The sequence below is a fragment of the Cloacibacterium sp. Arc13 genome, assembly GCF_041431305.1.
Classification (GTDB): Bacteria; Bacteroidota; Bacteroidia; order Flavobacteriales; family Weeksellaceae; genus Cloacibacterium; species Cloacibacterium caeni_B.
In genome coordinates, this window is sequence record NZ_JASMRM010000009.1 from 1 (window position 1) to 19711 (window position 19711).

A 19711-nucleotide genomic window follows, 5' to 3' on the forward strand; every position below is an offset into this window, starting at 1 on the left:
CTTCGCACATCTGTGAATTTGCAAAATCCCAAGAACGGAAGTAAACTTCCTTCTCGGGACTTCGCAAATCCGCCGAAGCGTTATCTACAATACGATTAAAAATACGACGCACAAATGAAAATTGGGAATATTAAAATAAAAAATTTACCACATCCAAAAACAGGAAATGTAATTCTAAACAAGATTATTGAATTTATTTTACTTCCAATTTTCCTAATAATCTTAATTTTTATAGTTTTTCCAATTTTGTTAATTTTCGGTTTAATAAAATCAATTTTTCAAAAAAATAAAATACATCCAGAAAACAGGAATGATCATATTTTACTTGAAAATGAAAAGTTTAAAATTACTTCAAAATTTGTATATCTTGATGGTGATAACGAAATTGAAAAAGTAGCAAATGAGTTTATGGAAAAAGTCTCAGATTATGGAGATGAATTTGGAATTATCCAATTCATTTCGGAAAAAGGAGAAACTATGCTTGATTATTATCCATACACACTTTTCAGAATTGAATTAAAAAATCAAATTTTATTACAAAGAATAAAGAGTGAAAATGAAATTCTAACTTCTGAATTAATTTCTTTTTCAAAAGAAACTGGAAAAATTGAAATTTTAAAAGAAATTGGCTTATTTGATTTAGAGAAATATGATAAAATAGAACAAAAAATAATCGGAAAAAATTACAATCAAAACTCGGAACTAACACTAGATTTTGTGATTGACGGATAAATTCGCACTGCCGGTAACAGCCGTAACTGTTGCACAACTCCTTTTTTTAGAAAATAGTTTTCAAAAAATAAAAATTTAGACCTCTTTAGAAGAAATTTTAGAGAGGTTTGTTTTTAAAATATTAAAATTTAGAGCGCTTATAATGGTGTTTTTTCATGTTGTACAATATGGTTTTTATAAAAGTTTTAGTATATTTGAGTATATGCAACTTGCACTATGAATTTGCAAAATCCCAAGATCGGAAGTAAACTTCCTTCGTGGAACTTCGCATATCCGCCAAACCGTTAGTTTTAATCTTTCACCAAATGTCACATAATTTCACTTATCTAAAAATTATATTAGATTCTCAAAATAGAGAAAAATCTAAATCAAATATTTTTTTTGACTTATTGGAAAAAATAGCATGGAAAATTTTACCACTAGCAAATCCTGACTTTGATTCTAAAATACATGATACAAATATTTGGTTAATTGAATTTGATAACGACAATATTCCAGTTCGTGAAATCGGAATGAATAATTCCCAAGAACCAATAATGATTATGCCTTATGAAAATAATTTTGGTTTTTGGACAGATAATAATCTCATATTGCAAGATTTTAAAAATGGATTTGAATTTGAAAAAATTAGCAAATCAGAGTTTGAAAAAAATTGGAATGCATATCAAGAAAAAGACTACAGCTAACGTGGGTAACTGTTGCACAAGTACCATTTTCTGAAAATAACCATTAAAAAAGATAAAAAACAACCTCTTTAGAAGCAATTTTAGAGAGGTTTATTTTTTAGTTAAAATTAAAAATGCTAAAATTTGGTGTGCTTAAAATTGAGTTATTGAAGCTTGGAAAGACTTATTTACAAAAGCAAAGTTCTTCCCTTGTTTTAGAGATAAAATTTGAGCTAAAATGGTTTTATTCGTCTCTATTTCATATTTTTGAAAAAAATAATCATCATGAGAAACTTAATTTTCATTTTTAGTATAATTTTGGTGAGTTCTTGCGTTTCAAAAAAGAAGATATCTGAATCTGAAAAAGAAAACATCAAAAAAGAACTTTCTGAAATGGTAGAAATTGACCAAAAATATGCTGGAATTCCTTTTGGTTCGTACATAACTAACACTGAAAAATTCTTTACTGATAGAGATAGCATCAATAAAGTAAACAAAGAAAAGATTGATAACTACATCAAAAAATATGGTTTTCTTGGATTTGATAAAGTTGGAGAAGAAGGTTCTAACCATTTTTGGTTAATCGTTCAGCATTCTGACAATTTTCCAGATTTTCAGAAAAAAGTTTTGAAAATGATGAAAAAGGAAGTTGACAAAAATAATGCTCACAAATCTAATTACGCTTATCTATTTGATAGAATAAGAGCTAATAAAAAACAAAAACAATATTTTGGAACTCAATGCAGCTATAATAAATTGGGACAAGCTACACCAAAATACGGATTAGAAGACAGCATAAATGTAGATGAACGAAGAAAAAAATATGAGCTAGAACCTTTAAAAAAATACTTAAATGAAAGGACAAAAGCTCATTTTGAAATGAATAAAACAGTTTTAATTTCTCAAGGGATAAAAGAACCTCCGCTTTATCAATAAACTCAAGACTCATTTTCAGTTTAACAGATTTTTAACCATATTCCATTTATTTTATACAATATTTAAGACAGTTTTGGCGTATTTTTGGGAGAGATAATTTGGAGTCGGAAGTCACAAGATGCAAGATGAAACTTATAACTTCTTAACCTTATCCTTTACCTCAACCTATATCTTAACCTAAAAAATAATTTATGTCAAAAATAATTTGGATTGATGATGAAGTAGATTTACTCAAACCACATATCGTTTTTCTAGAAAACAAAGGCTATAGCGTAACGCCCGTGAATAACGTAAACGAAGCGCTAGAATTAATAGAAAACGAAAAATTTCAACTCGCACTTTTAGACGAAAACATGCCAGGAATTTCTGGTTTAGAAGCCATTCCCATGCTTAAAGATTTAGATTCTTCTATAAAAATAGTGATGGTAACCAAAAACGAAGAAGAACACATCATGGAACAAGCCATCGGTTCGCAGATTTCTGATTACATTTTAAAACCTGTAAACCCCAATCAGGTTTTGCTTTCGCTGAAAAAAAATCTTCAAGAAGACGATTTGGTAGAGCAAAAAACCAAATTAGAATATCAACAAGGTTTTCGTAACCTTTCGATGGAACTTAGCTATGTAAATACTTACCAAGAATGGGCAGAATATTATAAGAAAATCTTGAATTGGGAAATCAAATTCGATAAAGTTTTTGACAATGAGTTTGCAGATTTATTACAATCTCAAAAAGAAGAAGCCAACATTCAGTTTTCTAAATTTATAGAAAAAAATTACGAAGAATGGCTTCACAGCACAGAAAAACCAATCATGTCTCACACTGCTTTTAAGGAAAAAGTAAAACCCGTTTTAGAGAAAGACAAAGTTTTACTTCTGATGGTTGACAATTTGAGATATGACCAATGGAAAGTGATAGAACCGCTTTTCGCAAGGTTTTACAACAAGGTTTCAGAAGACGAATATTTCAGCATTTTACCCACTGCCACTCAATACGCCAGAAATTCATTTTTCGCAGGTTTAATGCCTTCAGAAATCGAAAAGCGTTTTCCAGACAAATGGTTTAATGACAATGAAGAAGGCAATAAAAACGAGCACGAGCGCGAATTTTTAGAAGCCCAAATGAAAAGAATTGGACTACAAAACAAGTCCATGAAATATTTGAAAGTTCTGAATGCAGATTTTGAACGCAAGATTTTAGATGATTTTAACCAACATAAAAACAATGATTTATTGGTAATTGTCTATAATTTTATTGATATTCTTTCGCATGCCAAAACGGATAATCACATTGTAGACCAATTGATTAGAGATGACAAAACCTTCAGAAGTCTTACCGTAAATTGGTTTGAAAATTCTTCTATCTTAAAAATCATCAAACTCGCAGCGGAACAAGGCTTCAAACTCGTGATTACGACTGACCACGGAATGGTTTATGTGAAAAAACCATCGCAAGTTGTAGGCGATAGAGAAACCAGCACCAACATTCGTTATAAAACAGGAAAATCTCTCACTTATGACGAAAAAGATGTTTGGGCAATTACCAATCCAGAAAAATTGTTTTTACCCAAAGGAAATCTCAGCAGCAAATATATTTTTGCGAAAAACAACATCTTTTTGGCTTATCCCAAAAATTACAACCACTTTGTGAATTATTACAAAGACACCTATCAACATGGCGGAATTTCACTAGAAGAAATCATTATACCTATCAGTATTTTAGAACCTAAGTAGTTTTTTCATAGTTTATTATACTTAGGCATGGAGCGGAAAAAATCAATTGATTTTTTCCGCTTTTTTACACCATAACAATTCCGTATTTTTGAAAAAATTTTCAAAAAACATGTCTCAAACATTTCAAATAGAAAAAATAGAAGATTGGCAAAAAGTAGTAGATGAAATTTTGCCCAATTTGCAACACAATATCCTTTTGCTCAAAGGAAACTTAGGCGCTGGCAAAACCACATTTTCTCAATTCTTGATGAAAAGTTTAGGAAGCACAGACGAAGTTTCTTCGCCAACTTACGCTATTGTAAACGAATACCATTCACCAAAAGGAAAAGTTTTTCATTTTGATCTTTATCGACTCAAAAAAATAGAAGAAGCCTATGATTTTGGGATTGAAGAGTATCTAGACAATGCTTTTCTTTGTATTATAGAATGGCCAGAAATTTATGAAGAAGAATTGGCAGATTTACCTCATCATGAAATGACAATTACCAATCATGGTGATTATAGAGAAATTGTTTTCCACTAAAATTTTCCTTAGAAAGAATCCATGATTTCTAAGGTTTTACCTATCCCATTTTTCGCTATCTTTGTAGATTAAAATTTAAAACAATGAGTTCTACCATATTTACACCTTTTACTGAAGAACAACTCATTCCTAAAGAGGAAAAATTAGAAGTTCTGAAAAAAGGGAAAAAATTTAGCATTGGTATCCCAAAAGAAACCTGTTTACACGAAAAAAGACTGTGTATTACCCCAGATGCAGTACAAGTTTTGGTAGAACATGGTCATGATATTATTTTAGAAGCTGGCGCTGGTGAAGGCTCTTTTTTCACCGATTTACAGTTTTCTGAAGCAGGAGCTCAGATTACAACCAGTCAAGCTGAAGTGTACGGACAAGATTTGGTTCTTAAAATCAATCCACCAACCGAAGAAGAAATGGAATTTCTAAAACCAAATGCTTATTTGGTTTCTGCACTTCAAATTAACTTAAGAGACAAAGATTATTTTAAAAAATTAGCAGAAAAAAAGGTAAATGCCATCGCTTTTGAATTCATTATGGATGAATACCGTCAGTTGTCACTCATCAGACTCATTGGCGAAATAGCAGGTGGAATTTCCATTTTGTACGCTTCAGAATTATTGGCGAAATCTAATGGATTAATGCTTGGTGGAATTACCGGAGTTCGTCCTACAGAAGTGGTAGTTTTGGGAGCTGGAATTGTAGGAGAATTTGCGACGAAAGCAGCCATCGGTTTAGGGGCAAGTGTAAGAGTTTTTGACAATTCTTTATCTAAATTAAGAAGATTACACACACTTATAGACAGTAGAGTCCCAACTTCAATTATAGACCCGAAAGAATTAAAAAAAGCATTGAGAAGAGCTGATGTAGTGATTGGCGCATTACCTAGACTTAATATACCTTATGTAGTAACAGAAGATATGGTAAAAGCTATGAAAAAAGGCTCTGTAATTATAGATTTGACGATAGATTATGGCGGTTGTATAGAAACCACAGAAGTAACCACTCATGAAAATCCTGTCATCATCAAACACGAAATTCTTCACTGTGGATTACCTAATTTATCTTCTAGAATGCCGAGAACCACTACGAAAGCTATTTCTAATTTCTTCCTAAGTTATCTGCTGAACTATGACGAAGAAGGTGGTTTCGAGAATATGCTTTTGAAAAGAAACGAAATGAAACAATCGCTTTACATGTATAAAGGCAGACATACCAAAAAAGTGATTTGCGACAAATTCGACCTTACTTATCACGACATCAACCTTTTAATTTTTTAAATTTTCAACTTACTTTTTACATCATATTCAATGAGAAAACTGAAATTCTTTTTCATCGGGTTAATTCCAGGATTATTAATTGTATTCTTTATTTTGAACAAAAAAGGGGTAAGTTGTAGCGGTTATCTTCCCAATTCTAGAGTAATTGCCGAAACTTTATCGAAAGACTTCACGTATTCTGAAGCTTTTCAAGCAGAAATGAAAACCTTTAAAATCGACGAAAAATTTCTGAAAGACAGCATTATTACCAAAGGAGAAATTAACTTTGACAAGAGCGATGCACAGAAAAAACCTTGTCCAAGTTATTTACTTACCGCTCCAGAAGGAGATCCCACCTATGAAATTACTTTTGAAAAATGTAAAGAAAATGCCCATTTCATTAGTCTTAAAAAACTAAAATAACAACTTATGCAAAAGAAAAAATACACAGACCTGAGTGTTCCCCAATTAAAAAAATTACAAAAAGTTTTCTTAGGAATCTTTTTAGGATTGGTTATTGTTTGGATTATTGTACTCAGCATGATGTATTACAACGGAAAATCTTTTGCAACCTTTATAGCAGTAGCAGTGGCTACTTTACTTCCCAATTTTATTAATATTCTGAATATTTCTAATCAAATCAAACAAAAGGAAAAAGAACTCTAAAAATTAATTTCAAAATGAAGATTGCGATTATTGGTGTAGGTTTAATTGGTGGTTCTATCGCCCTAAAACTCCGCGAAAAAAATTTCGGAGCAGAATTTATAGGAATTGACAAATCAGAAATTCACCTTCAAGAAGCCCAGGAACTAGGAATTATAGACCGTTTCGAAGATTTTGAAAATGGTATAAAAAACGCAGACCTTATCATCACCGCTATTCCAGTAGATGCTACGGTTAAAATTTTACCACAAGTTCTAGATTTAATTACCGATAAACAAACGGTAATGGATACCGGTTCTACCAAATCTGGAATTGTAGAAGCCATCAAAAATCACCCGAACCGAAAAAGATTTGTAGCATTTCACCCAATGTGGGGAACCGAAAATTCTGGACCAAAAGCTGCACAAAAAGAAAGTTTCGCAGGAAGAGCAGCCGTAATTTGCGACCGTGAAGATTCTGAGCAAGATGCATTAGCATTGGTAGAAAATATCGCCAAAAATCTAGAAATGCACCTGATTTACATGAATGCAGACGCTCATGACGTTCACACTGCGTACATTTCTCACATTTCACACATCACTTCTTACGCTTTGGCAAACACGGTTTTAGAAAAAGAACGAGAAGAAGATACCATTTTCCAATTGGCGAGTTCTGGTTTTTCGAGTACGGTTCGTTTGGCAAAATCGCATCCAGAAATGTGGGTTCCTATCTTTAAACAAAACAAAGAAAACCTGTTAGACGTTCTGAATGAACACATTACACAGCTCAGAAAATTCAAGTCTGCTCTAGAAAAAGAGAATTTTGAACTTCTGGAAGAACTCATCAAAAACGCCAATAAAATCCGAGGCATCTTAAAATAATTCGTCATGAAAAATTTCTTTCGCTTTCTGTTTATCATCAGTTGTACTTTTTTATGGAGTCAAGAAAAGAAAAGTACGGCGACAGAAAATGTGAAGATAATTTCTGAAAATTTCGACTTTCCTCAACTTAAAACCACACGAAGAATTTGGATTTATTTGCCTAAAGATTACGAAACTTCTCGCAAAAAATATAGCGTCATGTATCTTCAAGATGCCCAAAATCTTTTTGACGACGCTACTTCTTACGCTGGTGAATGGCAAGCAGATGAAACACTGAACAAAATTTTTGAAAAAACCGGAAAATCTTTAATTGTTGTAGGAATAGATAACGGTGGCGAAAAACGAATTGAAGAACTCTCTCCTTTCAAAAATGCAAAATACGGCGGTGGAAATGGCGAAAACTACGTGAAATTTATCGTGGAAACATTGAAACCTTACATTGATAAAAATTACAGAACAAAAACGGACAAAAAAAACACCTCGATTGGTGGAAGTTCACTCGGAGCGCTGATTTCTGTTTATGCCGCGGTGAAATATCCTGAAACTTTCGGGAAAGTGTTGGCTTTTTCTTCTGCTTTTTGGTTTAATGCTGAAGATTTGAATGCATTTATTACCCATTCTAAAGTCAATTTAAAGTATCAGAAATATTACTTTGCCCAAGGAAAACACGAAGATGAAGACATGGAAGCGCAAACCCAACGTGTCATTGAAAATCTGAAATCTAAAAACGTAAAATCTAAAAATATTTTCCTAAAAATAGACGAAGACGGAAAACACAACGAAATCTATTGGCGCAGAGAATTTGAGGGAGCTGTTTTGTGGTTTAAATGATTTGTTTCTCACAGATTAAAAATATTTATTCCCCACAGATTACGCAGATTTACACAGATTTTTTTTAGCAGTTTATTTGTCATTATTTAAAAAACACTAAAAGTCTTGTGAAGAATATCTAAAAGTGCAATTCTAATTTATTGCTCGCTGATTTCGCAGATTTACACAGATTTTTTAGCAGTTTCCTTGTCATTGACTTCGTCGAATCTTCGATTTCTGTAGGAATCTCTACAAACATTCACTGAAATTTATAATTTAGTTTCCTACGGAATGACAAACTTTATGGTAAAGTTTTAATAAAAAAATAAAAGTTAATCCTAGCCCTGATTGCAGTGGAAATCCTTTTTTGGAGGCTGAGCGTAGCCGAAGCCACCGAAAAAGATTGCAACGAAAAGCAGGACTGAAAGTGAAAAGAAACGAAAGCGTCTTGCTCCTGTCTTCGACTCCGCTCAGACTGACGAAAACAGATTGCTTCGTCGTCTTATTTCATAAAACTCCTCGCAATGACGAGTTAATCGTAAGAATTCGGGTGTTCTTTTTTGATTTCTTCGATGGTAGAAAGCACTTTTTCTTTCAGGCTCAATTGATAAATTTCTAATTTTGTAGAAATTTCTTCGTTTGAACTTCCTAAAATTTTAGCGGCTAAAATCCCAGCATTGGTAGCTCCGTTCAAAGCAACAGTCGCCACAGGAATTCCTGAAGGCATCTGCAGAATAGACAATACAGAATCCCAACCATCAATAGAATTAGACGACAAAATAGGTACGCCAATCACCGGCAAAGTAGTACAACTCGCCACCATTCCTGGTAAATGCGCTGCTCCTCCTGCTCCTGCAATAATGACTTTCACGCCTCTGTTTTTGGCAGATTTTGCAAAATCGAACATGCGTTCTGGTGTTCTGTGTGCAGAAACCACCGTAAGTTCGTAAGGAATTTCTAAAGATTTTAAAAAATCAGCAGCTTGTTGCATAATTGGCAAATCGCTCTGACTGCCCATGATAATTGAAACCATTTTTACATTTTTACTCCTTCAAAGATAGAAAAAAATATCGTTTTTACGCTAGAATTGAATATCTTCGTACCGCGAAAATCATTATGAACACAGAAAAAGATTTCAAACTTATTTTAGCCATTCTTACGGTTGCAATAGTTTGGGGAACTACTTATTTAGGAATTAGAGTTGCTGTAGAAACCATACCACCTTGGTTTGTTACCGGAATCAGACAAAGCATTGCTGCACTTTTATTGTTAGGTTTTTTGGTCTATAAAAAACAACTGAAATGGATTGGTTTGAAAAATCTTAAAACTCAAATCATTCTTTCTACATTAATGATTATCATTGCTAACGGAATGACAACCATTGCCGAGAAACACATCAATAGCAGCCTCGCTTCGGTTCTTACTGCTACTTCGCCGATAATTGTATTTCTGGGAAGTGTATTCATTGGCTTAGAACAATTTAAACTAAAATCTGTTTTAGGATTAATTCTAGGTTTTAGTGGTGTTTTGCTCATTTTTTCTGATGGTTTACAAGAATTGCTGAATCCTGATTACAGATTGGGACTTATTGTTTTATTCATCGGGATTTTAGGTTGGGCTTCTGGAACCCTTTTCACCAAAAAAATCACGATTCATTCTGATAATATTTTATTGAATTTGTTCTATCAATTTGCTTTTGCTGGAGTTGTTCAACTTATTTTCGCCTTTACTTTTACCAAAAATTATGATTTCGAAAAATGGAGTGCAGAATCTTTTGCTTACGTGATTTATTTGGGTGTTTTTGGCTCGGTGATTACTTATTATGCGTTTCTTTATGCACTAAAAAGGGTAAATCCATCACAAATTTCAATGCTGAATTACGTGAATACGATTATCGCCATTTTCTTAGGTTGGTTGATTTTAGATGAAAAAATAACCACAAAATTTATTTTTGCGGCTATTCTTATTATTTCTGGAGTCTTTATTATGAACCTAAAAAAGGAAATGTTTAAAAAGTCCGAAGCTATAAGTCTGAAGTCCGAAGATTAATGATGAAAGTTTAAAACTCTCCCACTCTACAATTCTAAAACTCTCCCACTTAAGAAATCACCCTTACCAAAGTTTTAATATGATTCAGTTTTTCTAATAATTCTTCTCTGGAATTGGCTAAAACATTGATGTGCCCCATTTTTCTACCAGGTTTGGTTTCTGTTTTTCCGTAGAGATGAACATAGGTTTTTGGGAGTTTCAGAATCTCTTCTAAACCTTCATATTTTACTTTTCCGCTGTAGTTTTGTTCTCCAACTAAATTAAGCATTCCAGAAAAACCAAAAGCATCTGTATCTGCCAAAGGAAGATTTTTCAGAGTTCTGTAAAATTGCTCGAACTGAGAATTAGCGTTTCCTTCTTGCGTTTGATGACCAGAATTGTGCAATCTTGGTGCTGTTTCATTCACCCAAACTTTTCCGTTTTTATCGAGGAATAATTCGATGGCAAAAAGTCCAGCAGAATTAGCTGCATTGATGAATTTTTCTGCAATGGCATCAATTTGAGATTGAACATCTTTTGAAATATCGGCAGGACAAATATTGAAATCCAACAAATTCAGTTTTTCATCGGCAACCATTTCTGTTACGGGAAAAGTTTTGGTTTCTCCATTTTCGTTTTTGGCAATGATAATGGAAAGTTCTTTTTCTATATCTATCAAAGATTCTAAAACAGAAGGAGCATCCCAAAGATTTTTCAAATCATCTTCGGTTTTGATGACTTGTACTCCTTTTCCGTCATAACCACCAGTATTCAATTTTTGAACAAAAGGTAAAGCAAAGGTAGCTTCTGATGCATTTGAAATTATCTGAAAATCAGGACTTGGAATATTGTGTTTTTTATAAAACTCTTTTTGTAGGATTTTTTGTTGGATGGTTTTGATTATTTCCGCATTGGGAATCACTTTCTTACCTTGTTTTTCCAACTCGAAAAGCGCATCTACATTTACATGTTCTATTTCTATGGAAATCACATCTTTATCTTGACCAAAAGCCAAAACATCTTCATAATCATTAAAATTTCCTTGAGAAAAATGTGAAATATAAGCACAAGAACAATCAGAGTTGGGGTCTAAAACGTGAAATTCATCGTCGTAGTTTAATGCATTTTGAATGAACATTCTTCCGAGTTGGCCTCCACCAAGAATTCCAATTTTCATAATTTACTTTTTATTTTATTAGATTTTCAGATTTACTGCGTAAAAATACGGAAAATGAATAATTTAGCATAAACTTTAAAGGCAAATGATAGAACTTCTCTGTTTTCTCTCAATCTTTCTTTTGATATTGAGCGTTTTACCGTTCAGTAAAAACCAGCATTGGATTTTTAGAGTTCCTGAATTTTTGATGCTTCAAATCACCATTTTACAAGTCATTGTTTTTGGGATTTCTTGGTTTTGGGCAAAAGGAGAAACCTTACTTTTTGTTTTACAAATTTTTCAATTAGGATTTATCATTTATCACGTTTTTACTCTTATTCGATTTACTAAATTTTATAAAAACAAAGACCATCGCAGACCAAAACACGCTTCAGAATTGGTAAGAGGAATTGCTGTAAATGTTTATCAATTCAATACTCAATTTCAAAAATTAATAGATTTAATTGCGAAAGAACAACCCGATTTTTTCATTACGATGGAGAGTAACTCGGATTGGGAAAATGCAATGCGAATAGTAGAAAAAGATTATCCATTTTCTGAAAAAGTGACCTTAGAAAACACTTACGGAATGCATTTTTATTCAAAATTGGAAATTCTAGAAGTAAAAACGCATTATTTTGTTGCCGATGATTTGCCGAGTATTGAAGCAAAATTAAAAACCAAAGATGGATATGAATTTGTATTTTTTGGTGTTCATCCTCCTCCACCAAGTCCTACTGAAGAAAAAACGTCTAAAGAAAGAGATGGCGATTTATTAAGCATTGCCAAAAAAGTAAAAAGTCATAAAATTCCCGTTTTAGTTTCGGGAGATTTCAATAATGTAGCTTGGGCATATTCTTCTCAATTATTTAGAAAAACCAGCGAACTCATAGATGCGAGAATTGGAAGAGGAATTTTCGCCACTTTTCATGCCAAACATTGGTTTTTCAGAGTTCCGCTTGATTTATTATATCACAGCAAAGAGATTTTTGTGAAAAAAATTTTCACTTATCCTAGCATTGGTTCAGACCATTTTCCATTGGGATTCAATTTTTTTATTGACCGAGAAGAAGACGAACAAAAAGAGGAAATTAAAACTTTAGAAAATGGCGAGATTCACGAAGTAAACCAACTGATTGAAGAAGGCAAAAAAGAAAAAAGCGACAACCGAGAGGAATTCGCTACAGAAGATGAAATCTAATCACATTTTTTTCTTCGAGTATCAATGATATATTGAATTTTCCATTCGTTATTGATTTTCGCCAGTTGAAAACTATTGACCCCACAATGCGAAAAATTACCTTTATAATAAAACTGATACGGAACCCAAACCGAAGCCATATTTCCATCAACCAAAATTTTAGAAATAGTGAATCTTTCGTCTAAATCGCCAGCTTGAGATGCGGCAACTTGTTTGGCAAAATCTTCTACTTTATCCGTTCTTATTTCTTGATTTTTCCCAAAAGTCTGCATAATTGCAGAACCAGAAAAAGCGTTTTTCACTCCAAGAGAATCTGCAGATTTCATTGCATTGAAAAGGTTTTCAATCGGCTTTACGATTTCTTTTTCTGATGCGTTTTGAGCAAAAGAAAAACTGGAAATCAGGAGAAAGAAGATTTTTTTCATGTCAAAATTTATTACATATTATTTTTATATAAACGCAAAGAAGATAAAAAATTTAAATCTATTTTAAGGAAGCAAAGAAGCGAAATAATTCGCTTGAAGCTTACGCTTAAAAATTCGCAAAGCGAAAAAACTTTGCTTTCTTTGTTTGATTGCTGTTAAAATAAAACTTTGCGTTTCAGAAATATTTGTTCATAAATCACAAAAATTTCTTAAAAATTCAATAAATAAGTCTTTTGAGATTTTGAAAAGTTACATTTCGTAAAATTCTAAAGGCAAATCATCTGGATCTACGATGAAAAAGAATTTTTTCTCAGTAAATTCATCTATTCTGATTTCTTCACAATCGATTCCTTTTTGCAATAGTTCTGTTCGTTTTTCTTCCACATTTTCTACTGCAAAAGCCAAATGTCTCAAACCACAACTTTCTGGTCTAGAAGGTCTTTTCGGTGGATTTGGAAAAGAAAATAATTCAATAACATAATCATCACCAATCGCCAAGTCTAGTTTGTAAGATTGTCTTTCTTCTCGGTAAACTTCTCTGATAATATTGAGTCCTAAAACTTCAGTATAAAACTGTTTAGAAACTTGATAATCAGAACAAATGATGGCAATGTGGTGAATTTTCATTTTTTATCTTACTTTTTCCGCAACTTTCGTTCCGAATAATTCTATACTTTTCATCATCACCTCGTGATTAGGCGCACCAACATCCATGTGAGCGATATATCTGGTCAAACCAAACATTTCTTTCACCCTATTGATTTTTTCAGCTACTTCATCAGAATTACCAATAAATAGAGCACCTTCTTTACTTCTGCCGCCTTCATATTGCATTTTGGTGTAAGCAGACCAACCTCTAGAACTGCCAATTCTGTTCATTTGAGCGGCATAATTTTCAAAATATCCATCAATTACTTCAGGATTTTCGCTGACTAAAGTATGAGAGTGAATCCCAATTTGCATTTCTTCTGGATTGTGACCGTGTCTCAAATATTCTTTTTTGTAAAAATCAATTAATGGCTTAAATTGTCTTGGCAAACCACCAATAATCGCCACGATTAACGGCAAACCTAATCTAGCAGCTCTCAAAACCGATTCTGGAGTTCCTCCAACTGCAATCCAAACTGGTAATTTTCCGTTGTTCGTTGCTCTAGGATAAACCGTTTGATTTTCCATAGGAGCACGGAGTTTGCCTTTCCAAGTTACGTTTTCTTGAGTATTTATTTTGAGTAATAAATCTAATTTTTCTTCAAAAAGTTCGTGATAATCATCTAAATCATAACCAAAAAGCGGAAAAGATTCAATGAAACTTCCTCTACCTACGCCAATTTCGGCTCTTCCACCAGAAATTAAATCCAAAGTAGAAAAATCTTGATACACTTTTACAGGTTCTGCTGAACTTAACACCGTAACAGCGCTCATTAACTTGATATTTTTAGTGATAGAAGCAGCTGCAGAAAGCACCATTTCTGGGGAAGAAACTACGTAATCTGGACGGTGATGTTCGCCCAAAGCAAATACATCAATTCCTAAATCATCTGCCCATTTTATTTCCGCTAAAATTTCCTGTAATTTTTGTTGAGGATCAGCAAATTTTCTGGTTTCTTTATCAAAAGCCAAATCGCCAAACATTCCAACTCCTATTTCGAATTTTTTCATTTTCTAAATTTTCTTCAAAATTACCATTTCTGAGAAGCGAATGAATTGATGTAAGGTAAGAAATGGCTACTTTTTCTATTGAAAACCGATTTTATTTTTAAGATTAAAACAAAAAAACGAGCCAAAGCCCGTTTTTATTTATTTTTAAAACTTCATCACATCTTTTACTACTCCTCCTTTTTGAGTGTGTTGTAATAATTCTGTTTCTATGAAATTTTTGATAGCATCAGAACTTTCGTTTTCTGGGAAAAGCAAGTGAACATTTGCACCAGCATCTAGCGTAAAAAATAATGGATGCTCTGTTTCTTTACGGAAACTCCAAAGTTTATTAATGACTTCCAACGTTCCTGTTTTCATCAAAATAAAAGCCGGTTCGCTCATCATCATCATCGCATGAAGCGTCAATGCTTCGTGTTCTACGAGTGTGATAAATTTTTCAAGATTTCCTGTTTTTAAAATCTCTTTTAATGGAACAAAATTATCTCTCGCCTCTTGGAAACGTCTTTCTGCATAAGGATTGGTATTCATCAAACCGTGACCAACAGTAGAACTTACCGATTTTTCGCCTTCGTGAATGAGTAAAACCCAATCATTGAAATTCTTAAAAATCGGATGAATTTCTTCATCGGGATATTTTACCGCGTATAAATCAGAACTTCCTTCCACTTCATCCGTTTTTCCCCAAACTACAAGACCGTTATACAAACTTCTGCAAGCACTTCCAGAACCTAGTCTTGCTAAAAAAGAAGCTTTTTGGTTGATGGTTGATGGTTGATGGTTGTCAGTAGAGAAAATCTCATCTAAGCTCATCAAACAACTTGCAATCGCTCCAAAACCAGAAGCAGAGCTTGCAATTCCTGAACTGTGCGGAAATGTATTTTCAGTTTTAATAACGTATTTCCCTTTGAGAATCCAAGGCAAATATTGTTCAATATTTTTAAAATATTTTTCGATTTTTTCTGCAAATTTTAGTTCTTCATTTCCTGCCAAAAAAGTCTGAACAGAAAATGGTTCGTTTGCCAAAAACTCCATTGAAGTTTGGGTGTTGCAATGATTCAAAGTATATGAAATACTTGGATTTGCAGGAATTTGGTTGGCATATTTTCCCCAATATTTGATTAACGCAATGTTGGATGGACAAGTTGCAGAAACCACTTGATTAGATATATTGAAATGCTGATTTCCTAAAAATTGATTTTCCATATTTTTTTTAAAACGCAAAGATTTTTTTATAATTCTTTGAAAATATTTTAAGAATTCGCTAAAGCGAATTTGCATAGTTAGACAAAGTTAAAATCAAAGATTTTCAAATCTTCGGACTTCCAGCTTCTAACTTCCTACTTCCTTTCTTTTTTATAATTTTCTACATGAAAAGCTAAACTTTCTTCCAGTGGAATGAACTGATAATTGAGCTTTTCTTTGATTTTTTTATTTGATATTTTATTGAATTCGGTAACCGATTGTACGTTTACTTTATTCGCCATTTTCAGTGGAGAAATAAGCCAACCTAAAATTGAATTTAAGAAAACTCCCGTTTTCAACAAACCATTTGGAACAAGTTTTACTCCTTGTTTTCCTAACTTTTGTTTGATAAAATTGGCAACGTCTTGGTATTTTTTATTTTCAGAAATTAAGATAAATCTTTCGCCAAAAATATTTTTTTCCATCAATTCAATGGAAATCTGAGCCACATCTCGAACATCTACGTAAGAAGTTCCTCCAGAAAATGTATAGGCATTCTCTCCCAATTCTTTGAATAAAGTTCCACTGCTTTCTTTCCAATTTCCGCTACCGATGATGATTCCCGGATTTACAATTACCGTGTTTAAACCTTCTGCTGATGCACGCCAAACTTCCATTTCCGAAAAATGTTTAGAAATTGCATACGCAGAATGGTCGATTTTCGGGTTAAAATCAGAACTTTCGTCTAATTCTCCGTTTTCATTCAATCCATCTAAAACTGCGATAGAACTTACAAAAAGGAATTTCTTCACCGAAGAATTTTGACAAGCAAACAGAAGTTGTTTGGTGCATTCAATATTCGTTTGATACATTTCTTTTTCATCTTTAGGATGAAAACTCACTTTAGCGGCACAATGATAAACCTCTTCTACTCCATTTAAGGCGTTTTGTAGCGAATGAATATCTTCAAAATCTACTTCTATCCATTCTATGGAATCAAAATATTCATTAGGAGTTTCTGTATAAAATTGAAATGATTTTCTAACCTCCTGCAGATTGCTGGATTTTCTTTTTGTAGCGCGTACTGTTTTGCCACGTTTTAGCAGTTCTAAAACGATTACTCTTCCGAGGATTCCTGTTGCACCTGTAACTAATATCATTTTTATGAAGGGTGATGGATGTTAGATGATGGATGATTTTGGAAAATATTCCTTGCAAAAATAACATTTATAATTGCAAAAACAATTAATCCAATTCTTGTAAATTTTAATTGTAAATTTTTGAATAAAAATTTACCCAAACATACAAATAATAAAGTTATAAAGAATTATGTTAACTTAAACAATTAATGTTTGAATTTTGATGATAAAGTTTGTTATTTTTGCAAAAAAAAGGAATGTCTGAAACCCCTAAAACTTCATCTAAAAAAATTTATCTTTTCATACTCATTATTACTTTCATCAATCTTTTACAGGCATTTTTTACCGAAATTACTTTAGACGAAGCCTATTATTACCAATATGCGAGAGATTTAGACTGGGGATATTATGATCATCCACCGATGGTAGCATTGGTGATTAAGATTTCTCAACTTTTTTTTAATGGAAATCTGGGAGTAAGATTTTTAACCGTTTTACTATTTTCTGGAAATTTATTTCTCATTTGGAAATACCTTTTACCGAAAGACAAAGCTTCTTATGTAAATGAATTTATCATTCTGTCATTAGGTTTAGTCATGATGAATGCTTATTCCTTCATCACCACACCAGATGTTCCTTTGCTATTTTTCGGGACAATATTTTTTATTTTGTATAAAAGATTTACCGAAAAACAAAATTTTTGGAATGCAGTTTTACTAGGAATTTCTGTTGCATTGCTTTTTTACAGTAAATATCAAGCTGTTTTATTGGTGTTTTTCGTGGTGATTTCTAACTTAAAAATGCTGACAAAACCTTATATTTATCTTGCTGGAATTATAACTTCTTTATTGATGATTCCACATTTAATGTGGCATATTGAGCATAATTTCCCTACGTTTCAGTATCACTTGGTAGATCGTTCAGAAGATTTTGAATTTATTTATTTTCTAGAATATCTACCCAACCAATTTGCGGTTTTCAATCCGTTTATATTAATTCCTTTTGTTATTTTACTTTTTAAAAATAAATACCAAAATCTTCAAGAAAAAGCCTATTATTTTGTAAGTGTAGGTTTCTTGGTTTTCTTTGCTTTAACGAGTCTTAGAGGACATGTAGAGCCACATTGGACAGTAATTGCCTCTATTCCGATGTTAATTTTATTCTTACAATTTATCAAAGAAAAGCCATCTTGGAAAAAATATGTGCGCACGTATGTTTTGGGTTCTATATTTTTAGTTTTTCTCGCTAGAGTAGTTATTTTAACAAACCTTCTTCCTAAAACTTTAGAATTTACTGGCAAAAAACAAAAATATGAGGCTTTAGCTAAAAAAATAGGAAAAACTCCCGTTTTATTTACCGGTTCATTCCAATCGACTTCTTTGTACAACTATTTTACAGGAAATGAATCTTCTACTCTAGGTTCTTTAAATGTTAAAAAAACACAATTTGACATTTGGCAAAGAGAACAAAACTATTTTGGAAAAAGAGTTTTTGTAGAAAAACCAGAATCTCCAAAAGCGATAAAATTATTAGATAAAGAACACATTAGCTTTAATGGTTTTTATGTAGAACATTTCCAAACACCCAACCGTTTAAAAATAGAATTTGAGCTTCCATCTGAACAACTCAAAAACAATCAAATTATTCCGATTACGATTTATAATCCTACAAAAAACGTGGTAAATTTCAATCATCCTGAAATTCCAGTGACCATTACTGCTGTATTTTTGGCGCACAGAGAAACAACGGATATTCCTACAGAAATTGAAAAAATGCCAACCGTTTTAAAACCTGGAGAAAGTTTCAAAACGCAGATTAAAATCAACACGCAAAACCTAAAAGCTGGCGATTACAATTTCGGCATTACCACCAATTGTATTTTGGGGAATGCTTATAATTCGAAATTTGTAAAAGCAACAGTGGATTAAGCTAAAAACTCTTTTACCGCTTGATTAAAATCTTTTGGATTTTCGGCTTGAAGCCAGTGTCCTGCATTAGCAATAGAAACCAATTGATATTTTGGGAACTGTTGGCGCATCAATAATTCATCTTGCGGAAGGATATAATGAGATTTTGCACCTGCTAAAAACAAAGTTTCGCCCTCGAATTTTCCAAATTTTATGGCATTGGCAACGAAATCATTGTATTTTTCCGCCAAAGTATTGATGTTAAAACGCCAATTGAGTTTTTTATCTTCCGTCCAATACAAGTTTTTAGTCAAAAACTGAATCACAAATTTCTCTGGAATGTACTGAGCCAAAACGTTTTCCACGTCTTGTCTTGATTTTACTTCATCGAAATTTACCGATTGAAGTGCTTTGATAATTCCTTGATGATGAGGAGGATACGCTTTTGGAGCGATATCTGCTACAATCAGTTTTTCCACTTTTTCTGGATAAGAAATCGCAAAAGTCATCACGGCTTTTCCACCGAGAGAATGCCCGAGAAGATTGGCTTTTTCGATGCCATGAAAATTCATATAATTGAGAATATCATCTGCCAAAACTTGATGATTCATCTCATCTGAATGAAAACTTTTTCCATGATTTCTTAAGTCAATCAAATGAGTTGGAAACAATTCTCCAAACTCTTTTCCGAAACTTCCCCAATTGTCTAGCATCCCGAAAAGTCCGTGAAAAACGAGCAATGGCGTTCCGTTTTTTTCTTGTCCGTATATTTTTGAATGTAAAATTTGCATATTTTTTTCACGCAAAGTGCGCAGAATTTTTTATTTATTTCTAAAACT

Annotated in this window: 21 protein-coding genes; 13 read left to right on the forward strand and 8 right to left on the reverse strand. The window is 32.6% G+C overall.

Features of this window, described 5'->3' with window-relative positions:
• The first annotated feature begins 114 nt into the window (after window positions 1–114).
• The 10 genes from QO190_RS08045 to QO190_RS08090 all read left to right on the forward strand — a co-directional run bounded on the left by QO190_RS08045 (window position 115) and on the right by QO190_RS08090 (window position 8196).
• Window positions 115–732 (forward strand): hypothetical protein, encoded by a 618-nt coding sequence (locus QO190_RS08045; protein ID WP_371462533.1) that lies wholly within the window; start codon window positions 115–117, stop codon window positions 730–732.
• A gap of 305 nt (window positions 733–1037) precedes the next feature.
• On the forward strand, window positions 1038–1418 hold the full coding sequence (locus tag QO190_RS08050; protein ID WP_371462531.1) for a hypothetical protein: 381 nt from the start codon (window positions 1038–1040) through the stop codon (window positions 1416–1418).
• 264 nt (window positions 1419–1682) lie between these two features.
• Window positions 1683–2333: a DUF6624 domain-containing protein gene (locus tag QO190_RS08055; RefSeq protein WP_371462529.1), complete on the forward strand. Its 651-nt coding sequence runs from the start codon at window positions 1683–1685 to the stop codon at window positions 2331–2333.
• Between the two features lie 191 nt (window positions 2334–2524).
• Window positions 2525–4066, forward strand: a complete 1542-nt coding sequence (locus tag QO190_RS08060; RefSeq protein WP_371462527.1) for a PglZ domain-containing protein — start codon at window positions 2525–2527, stop codon at window positions 4064–4066.
• 109 nt (window positions 4067–4175) lie between these two features.
• Window positions 4176–4589, forward strand: coding sequence for a tRNA (adenosine(37)-N6)-threonylcarbamoyltransferase complex ATPase subunit type 1 TsaE (tsaE, locus tag QO190_RS08065; RefSeq protein ID WP_069796963.1), 414 nt, complete (start codon window positions 4176–4178; stop codon window positions 4587–4589).
• An 83-nt stretch (window positions 4590–4672) separates the two neighbouring features.
• On the forward strand, window positions 4673–5863 hold the full coding sequence (locus QO190_RS08070; RefSeq protein ID WP_371462525.1) for an alanine dehydrogenase: 1191 nt from the start codon (window positions 4673–4675) through the stop codon (window positions 5861–5863).
• A 30-nt stretch (window positions 5864–5893) separates the two neighbouring features.
• On the forward strand, window positions 5894–6265 hold the full coding sequence (locus tag QO190_RS08075; RefSeq protein WP_371462523.1) for a hypothetical protein: 372 nt from the start codon (window positions 5894–5896) through the stop codon (window positions 6263–6265).
• Window positions 6266–6271: 6 nt separating this feature from the next.
• On the forward strand, window positions 6272–6508 hold the full coding sequence (locus QO190_RS08080) for a hypothetical protein (RefSeq protein ID WP_371462521.1): 237 nt from the start codon (window positions 6272–6274) through the stop codon (window positions 6506–6508).
• A 14-nt stretch (window positions 6509–6522) separates the two neighbouring features.
• Window positions 6523–7365: a prephenate dehydrogenase gene (locus QO190_RS08085; protein ID WP_371462519.1), complete on the forward strand. Its 843-nt coding sequence runs from the start codon at window positions 6523–6525 to the stop codon at window positions 7363–7365.
• 6 nt (window positions 7366–7371) lie between these two features.
• A complete protein-coding gene (locus tag QO190_RS08090; protein WP_371462517.1) occupies window positions 7372–8196 on the forward strand; it encodes an alpha/beta hydrolase in 825 nt (274 codons plus the stop codon).
• Window positions 8197–8707: 511 nt separating this feature from the next.
• Here QO190_RS08090 and purE read toward each other — a convergent pair.
• Entirely contained in the window at window positions 8708–9208 is a 501-nt protein-coding gene (purE, locus tag QO190_RS08095; RefSeq protein WP_371462515.1) for a 5-(carboxyamino)imidazole ribonucleotide mutase, read from the reverse strand.
• A gap of 83 nt (window positions 9209–9291) precedes the next feature.
• On the opposite strand from purE, the gene QO190_RS08100 reads away from it, so the two are divergent.
• Window positions 9292–10224 (forward strand): DMT family transporter, encoded by a 933-nt coding sequence (locus QO190_RS08100; RefSeq protein WP_371462514.1) that lies wholly within the window; start codon window positions 9292–9294, stop codon window positions 10222–10224.
• Window positions 10225–10273: 49 nt separating this feature from the next.
• Here the strand turns inward: QO190_RS08100 and QO190_RS08105 are convergent, their stop codons facing one another.
• On the reverse strand, window positions 10274–11380 hold the full coding sequence (locus QO190_RS08105) for a 5-(carboxyamino)imidazole ribonucleotide synthase (protein WP_371462513.1): 1107 nt from the start codon (window positions 11378–11380) through the stop codon (window positions 10274–10276).
• An 85-nt stretch (window positions 11381–11465) separates the two neighbouring features.
• On the opposite strand from QO190_RS08105, the gene QO190_RS08110 reads away from it, so the two are divergent.
• Window positions 11466–12560, forward strand: coding sequence for an endonuclease/exonuclease/phosphatase family protein (locus QO190_RS08110; protein WP_371481295.1), 1095 nt, complete (start codon window positions 11466–11468; stop codon window positions 12558–12560).
• On the opposite strand, the gene QO190_RS08115 is transcribed toward QO190_RS08110, so the two are convergent.
• The 5 genes from QO190_RS08115 to QO190_RS08135 form a co-directional block, all read right to left on the reverse strand.
• A complete protein-coding gene (locus QO190_RS08115; RefSeq protein WP_371462511.1) occupies window positions 12557–12985 on the reverse strand; it encodes a nuclear transport factor 2 family protein in 429 nt (142 codons plus the stop codon). The genes QO190_RS08110 and QO190_RS08115 overlap by 4 nt on opposite strands.
• A gap of 249 nt (window positions 12986–13234) precedes the next feature.
• Window positions 13235–13612 carry a VOC family protein gene (locus QO190_RS08120; protein ID WP_371462509.1) on the reverse strand — a complete coding sequence of 126 codons (378 nt, stop codon included), beginning with the start codon at window positions 13610–13612 and terminating at the stop codon, window positions 13235–13237.
• Window positions 13613–13615: 3 nt separating this feature from the next.
• On the reverse strand, window positions 13616–14644 hold the full coding sequence (locus tag QO190_RS08125; RefSeq protein ID WP_371462508.1) for an LLM class flavin-dependent oxidoreductase: 1029 nt from the start codon (window positions 14642–14644) through the stop codon (window positions 13616–13618).
• Between the two features lie 144 nt (window positions 14645–14788).
• Window positions 14789–15847 carry a diphosphomevalonate/mevalonate 3,5-bisphosphate decarboxylase family protein gene (locus QO190_RS08130; protein ID WP_371462506.1) on the reverse strand — a complete coding sequence of 353 codons (1059 nt, stop codon included), beginning with the start codon at window positions 15845–15847 and terminating at the stop codon, window positions 14789–14791.
• Between the two features lie 134 nt (window positions 15848–15981).
• Window positions 15982–16986, reverse strand: a complete 1005-nt coding sequence (locus tag QO190_RS08135) for an NAD-dependent epimerase/dehydratase family protein (RefSeq protein WP_371462504.1) — start codon at window positions 16984–16986, stop codon at window positions 15982–15984.
• 236 nt (window positions 16987–17222) lie between these two features.
• Between QO190_RS08135 and QO190_RS08140 the strand changes: the two genes are divergently transcribed.
• Window positions 17223–18893: an ArnT family glycosyltransferase gene (locus tag QO190_RS08140; RefSeq protein ID WP_371462502.1), complete on the forward strand. Its 1671-nt coding sequence runs from the start codon at window positions 17223–17225 to the stop codon at window positions 18891–18893.
• Here the strand turns inward: QO190_RS08140 and QO190_RS08145 are convergent.
• Complete coding sequence (locus QO190_RS08145; protein ID WP_371462500.1) at window positions 18890–19663, reverse strand: alpha/beta fold hydrolase; 774 nt, start codon at window positions 19661–19663, stop codon at window positions 18890–18892. The genes QO190_RS08140 and QO190_RS08145 overlap by 4 nt on opposite strands.
• Between the last annotated feature and the right edge of the window lie 48 nt (window positions 19664–19711).

What these genes read in the sequence shown, in the direction of transcription:
- QO190_RS08145 (WP_371462500.1), bottom strand. Translation starts at nt 19,663, where the DNA reads ATGCAAATTTTACATTCAAAAATATACGGACAAGAAAAAAACGGAACG.
- QO190_RS08090 (WP_371462517.1), top strand. Translation starts at nt 7,372, where the DNA reads ATGAAAAATTTCTTTCGCTTTCTGTTTATCATCAGTTGTACTTTTTTA.
- QO190_RS08045 (WP_371462533.1), top strand. Translation starts at nt 115, where the DNA reads ATGAAAATTGGGAATATTAAAATAAAAAATTTACCACATCCAAAAACA.
- QO190_RS08130 (WP_371462506.1), bottom strand. Translation starts at nt 15,847, where the DNA reads ATGGAAAATCAATTTTTAGGAAATCAGCATTTCAATATATCTAATCAA.
- QO190_RS08105 (WP_371462513.1), bottom strand. Translation starts at nt 11,380, where the DNA reads ATGAAAATTGGAATTCTTGGTGGAGGCCAACTCGGAAGAATGTTCATT.
- QO190_RS08080 (WP_371462521.1), top strand. Translation starts at nt 6,272, where the DNA reads ATGCAAAAGAAAAAATACACAGACCTGAGTGTTCCCCAATTAAAAAAA.
- QO190_RS08120 (WP_371462509.1), bottom strand. Translation starts at nt 13,612, where the DNA reads ATGAAAATTCACCACATTGCCATCATTTGTTCTGATTATCAAGTTTCT.
- QO190_RS08085 (WP_371462519.1), top strand. Translation starts at nt 6,523, where the DNA reads ATGAAGATTGCGATTATTGGTGTAGGTTTAATTGGTGGTTCTATCGCC.
- QO190_RS08050 (WP_371462531.1), top strand. Translation starts at nt 1,038, where the DNA reads ATGTCACATAATTTCACTTATCTAAAAATTATATTAGATTCTCAAAAT.
- QO190_RS08100 (WP_371462514.1), top strand. Translation starts at nt 9,292, where the DNA reads ATGAACACAGAAAAAGATTTCAAACTTATTTTAGCCATTCTTACGGTT.
- QO190_RS08060 (WP_371462527.1), top strand. Translation starts at nt 2,525, where the DNA reads ATGTCAAAAATAATTTGGATTGATGATGAAGTAGATTTACTCAAACCA.
- QO190_RS08070 (WP_371462525.1), top strand. Translation starts at nt 4,673, where the DNA reads ATGAGTTCTACCATATTTACACCTTTTACTGAAGAACAACTCATTCCT.
- QO190_RS08115 (WP_371462511.1), bottom strand. Translation starts at nt 12,985, where the DNA reads ATGAAAAAAATCTTCTTTCTCCTGATTTCCAGTTTTTCTTTTGCTCAA.
- QO190_RS08135 (WP_371462504.1), bottom strand. Translation starts at nt 16,986, where the DNA reads ATGATATTAGTTACAGGTGCAACAGGAATCCTCGGAAGAGTAATCGTT.
- purE (WP_371462515.1), bottom strand. Translation starts at nt 9,208, where the DNA reads ATGGTTTCAATTATCATGGGCAGTCAGAGCGATTTGCCAATTATGCAA.
- QO190_RS08075 (WP_371462523.1), top strand. Translation starts at nt 5,894, where the DNA reads ATGAGAAAACTGAAATTCTTTTTCATCGGGTTAATTCCAGGATTATTA.
- QO190_RS08125 (WP_371462508.1), bottom strand. Translation starts at nt 14,644, where the DNA reads ATGAAAAAATTCGAAATAGGAGTTGGAATGTTTGGCGATTTGGCTTTT.
- QO190_RS08140 (WP_371462502.1), top strand. Translation starts at nt 17,223, where the DNA reads ATGTCTGAAACCCCTAAAACTTCATCTAAAAAAATTTATCTTTTCATA.
- tsaE (WP_069796963.1), top strand. Translation starts at nt 4,176, where the DNA reads ATGTCTCAAACATTTCAAATAGAAAAAATAGAAGATTGGCAAAAAGTA.
- QO190_RS08055 (WP_371462529.1), top strand. Translation starts at nt 1,683, where the DNA reads ATGAGAAACTTAATTTTCATTTTTAGTATAATTTTGGTGAGTTCTTGC.
- QO190_RS08110 (WP_371481295.1), top strand. Translation starts at nt 11,466, where the DNA reads ATGATAGAACTTCTCTGTTTTCTCTCAATCTTTCTTTTGATATTGAGC.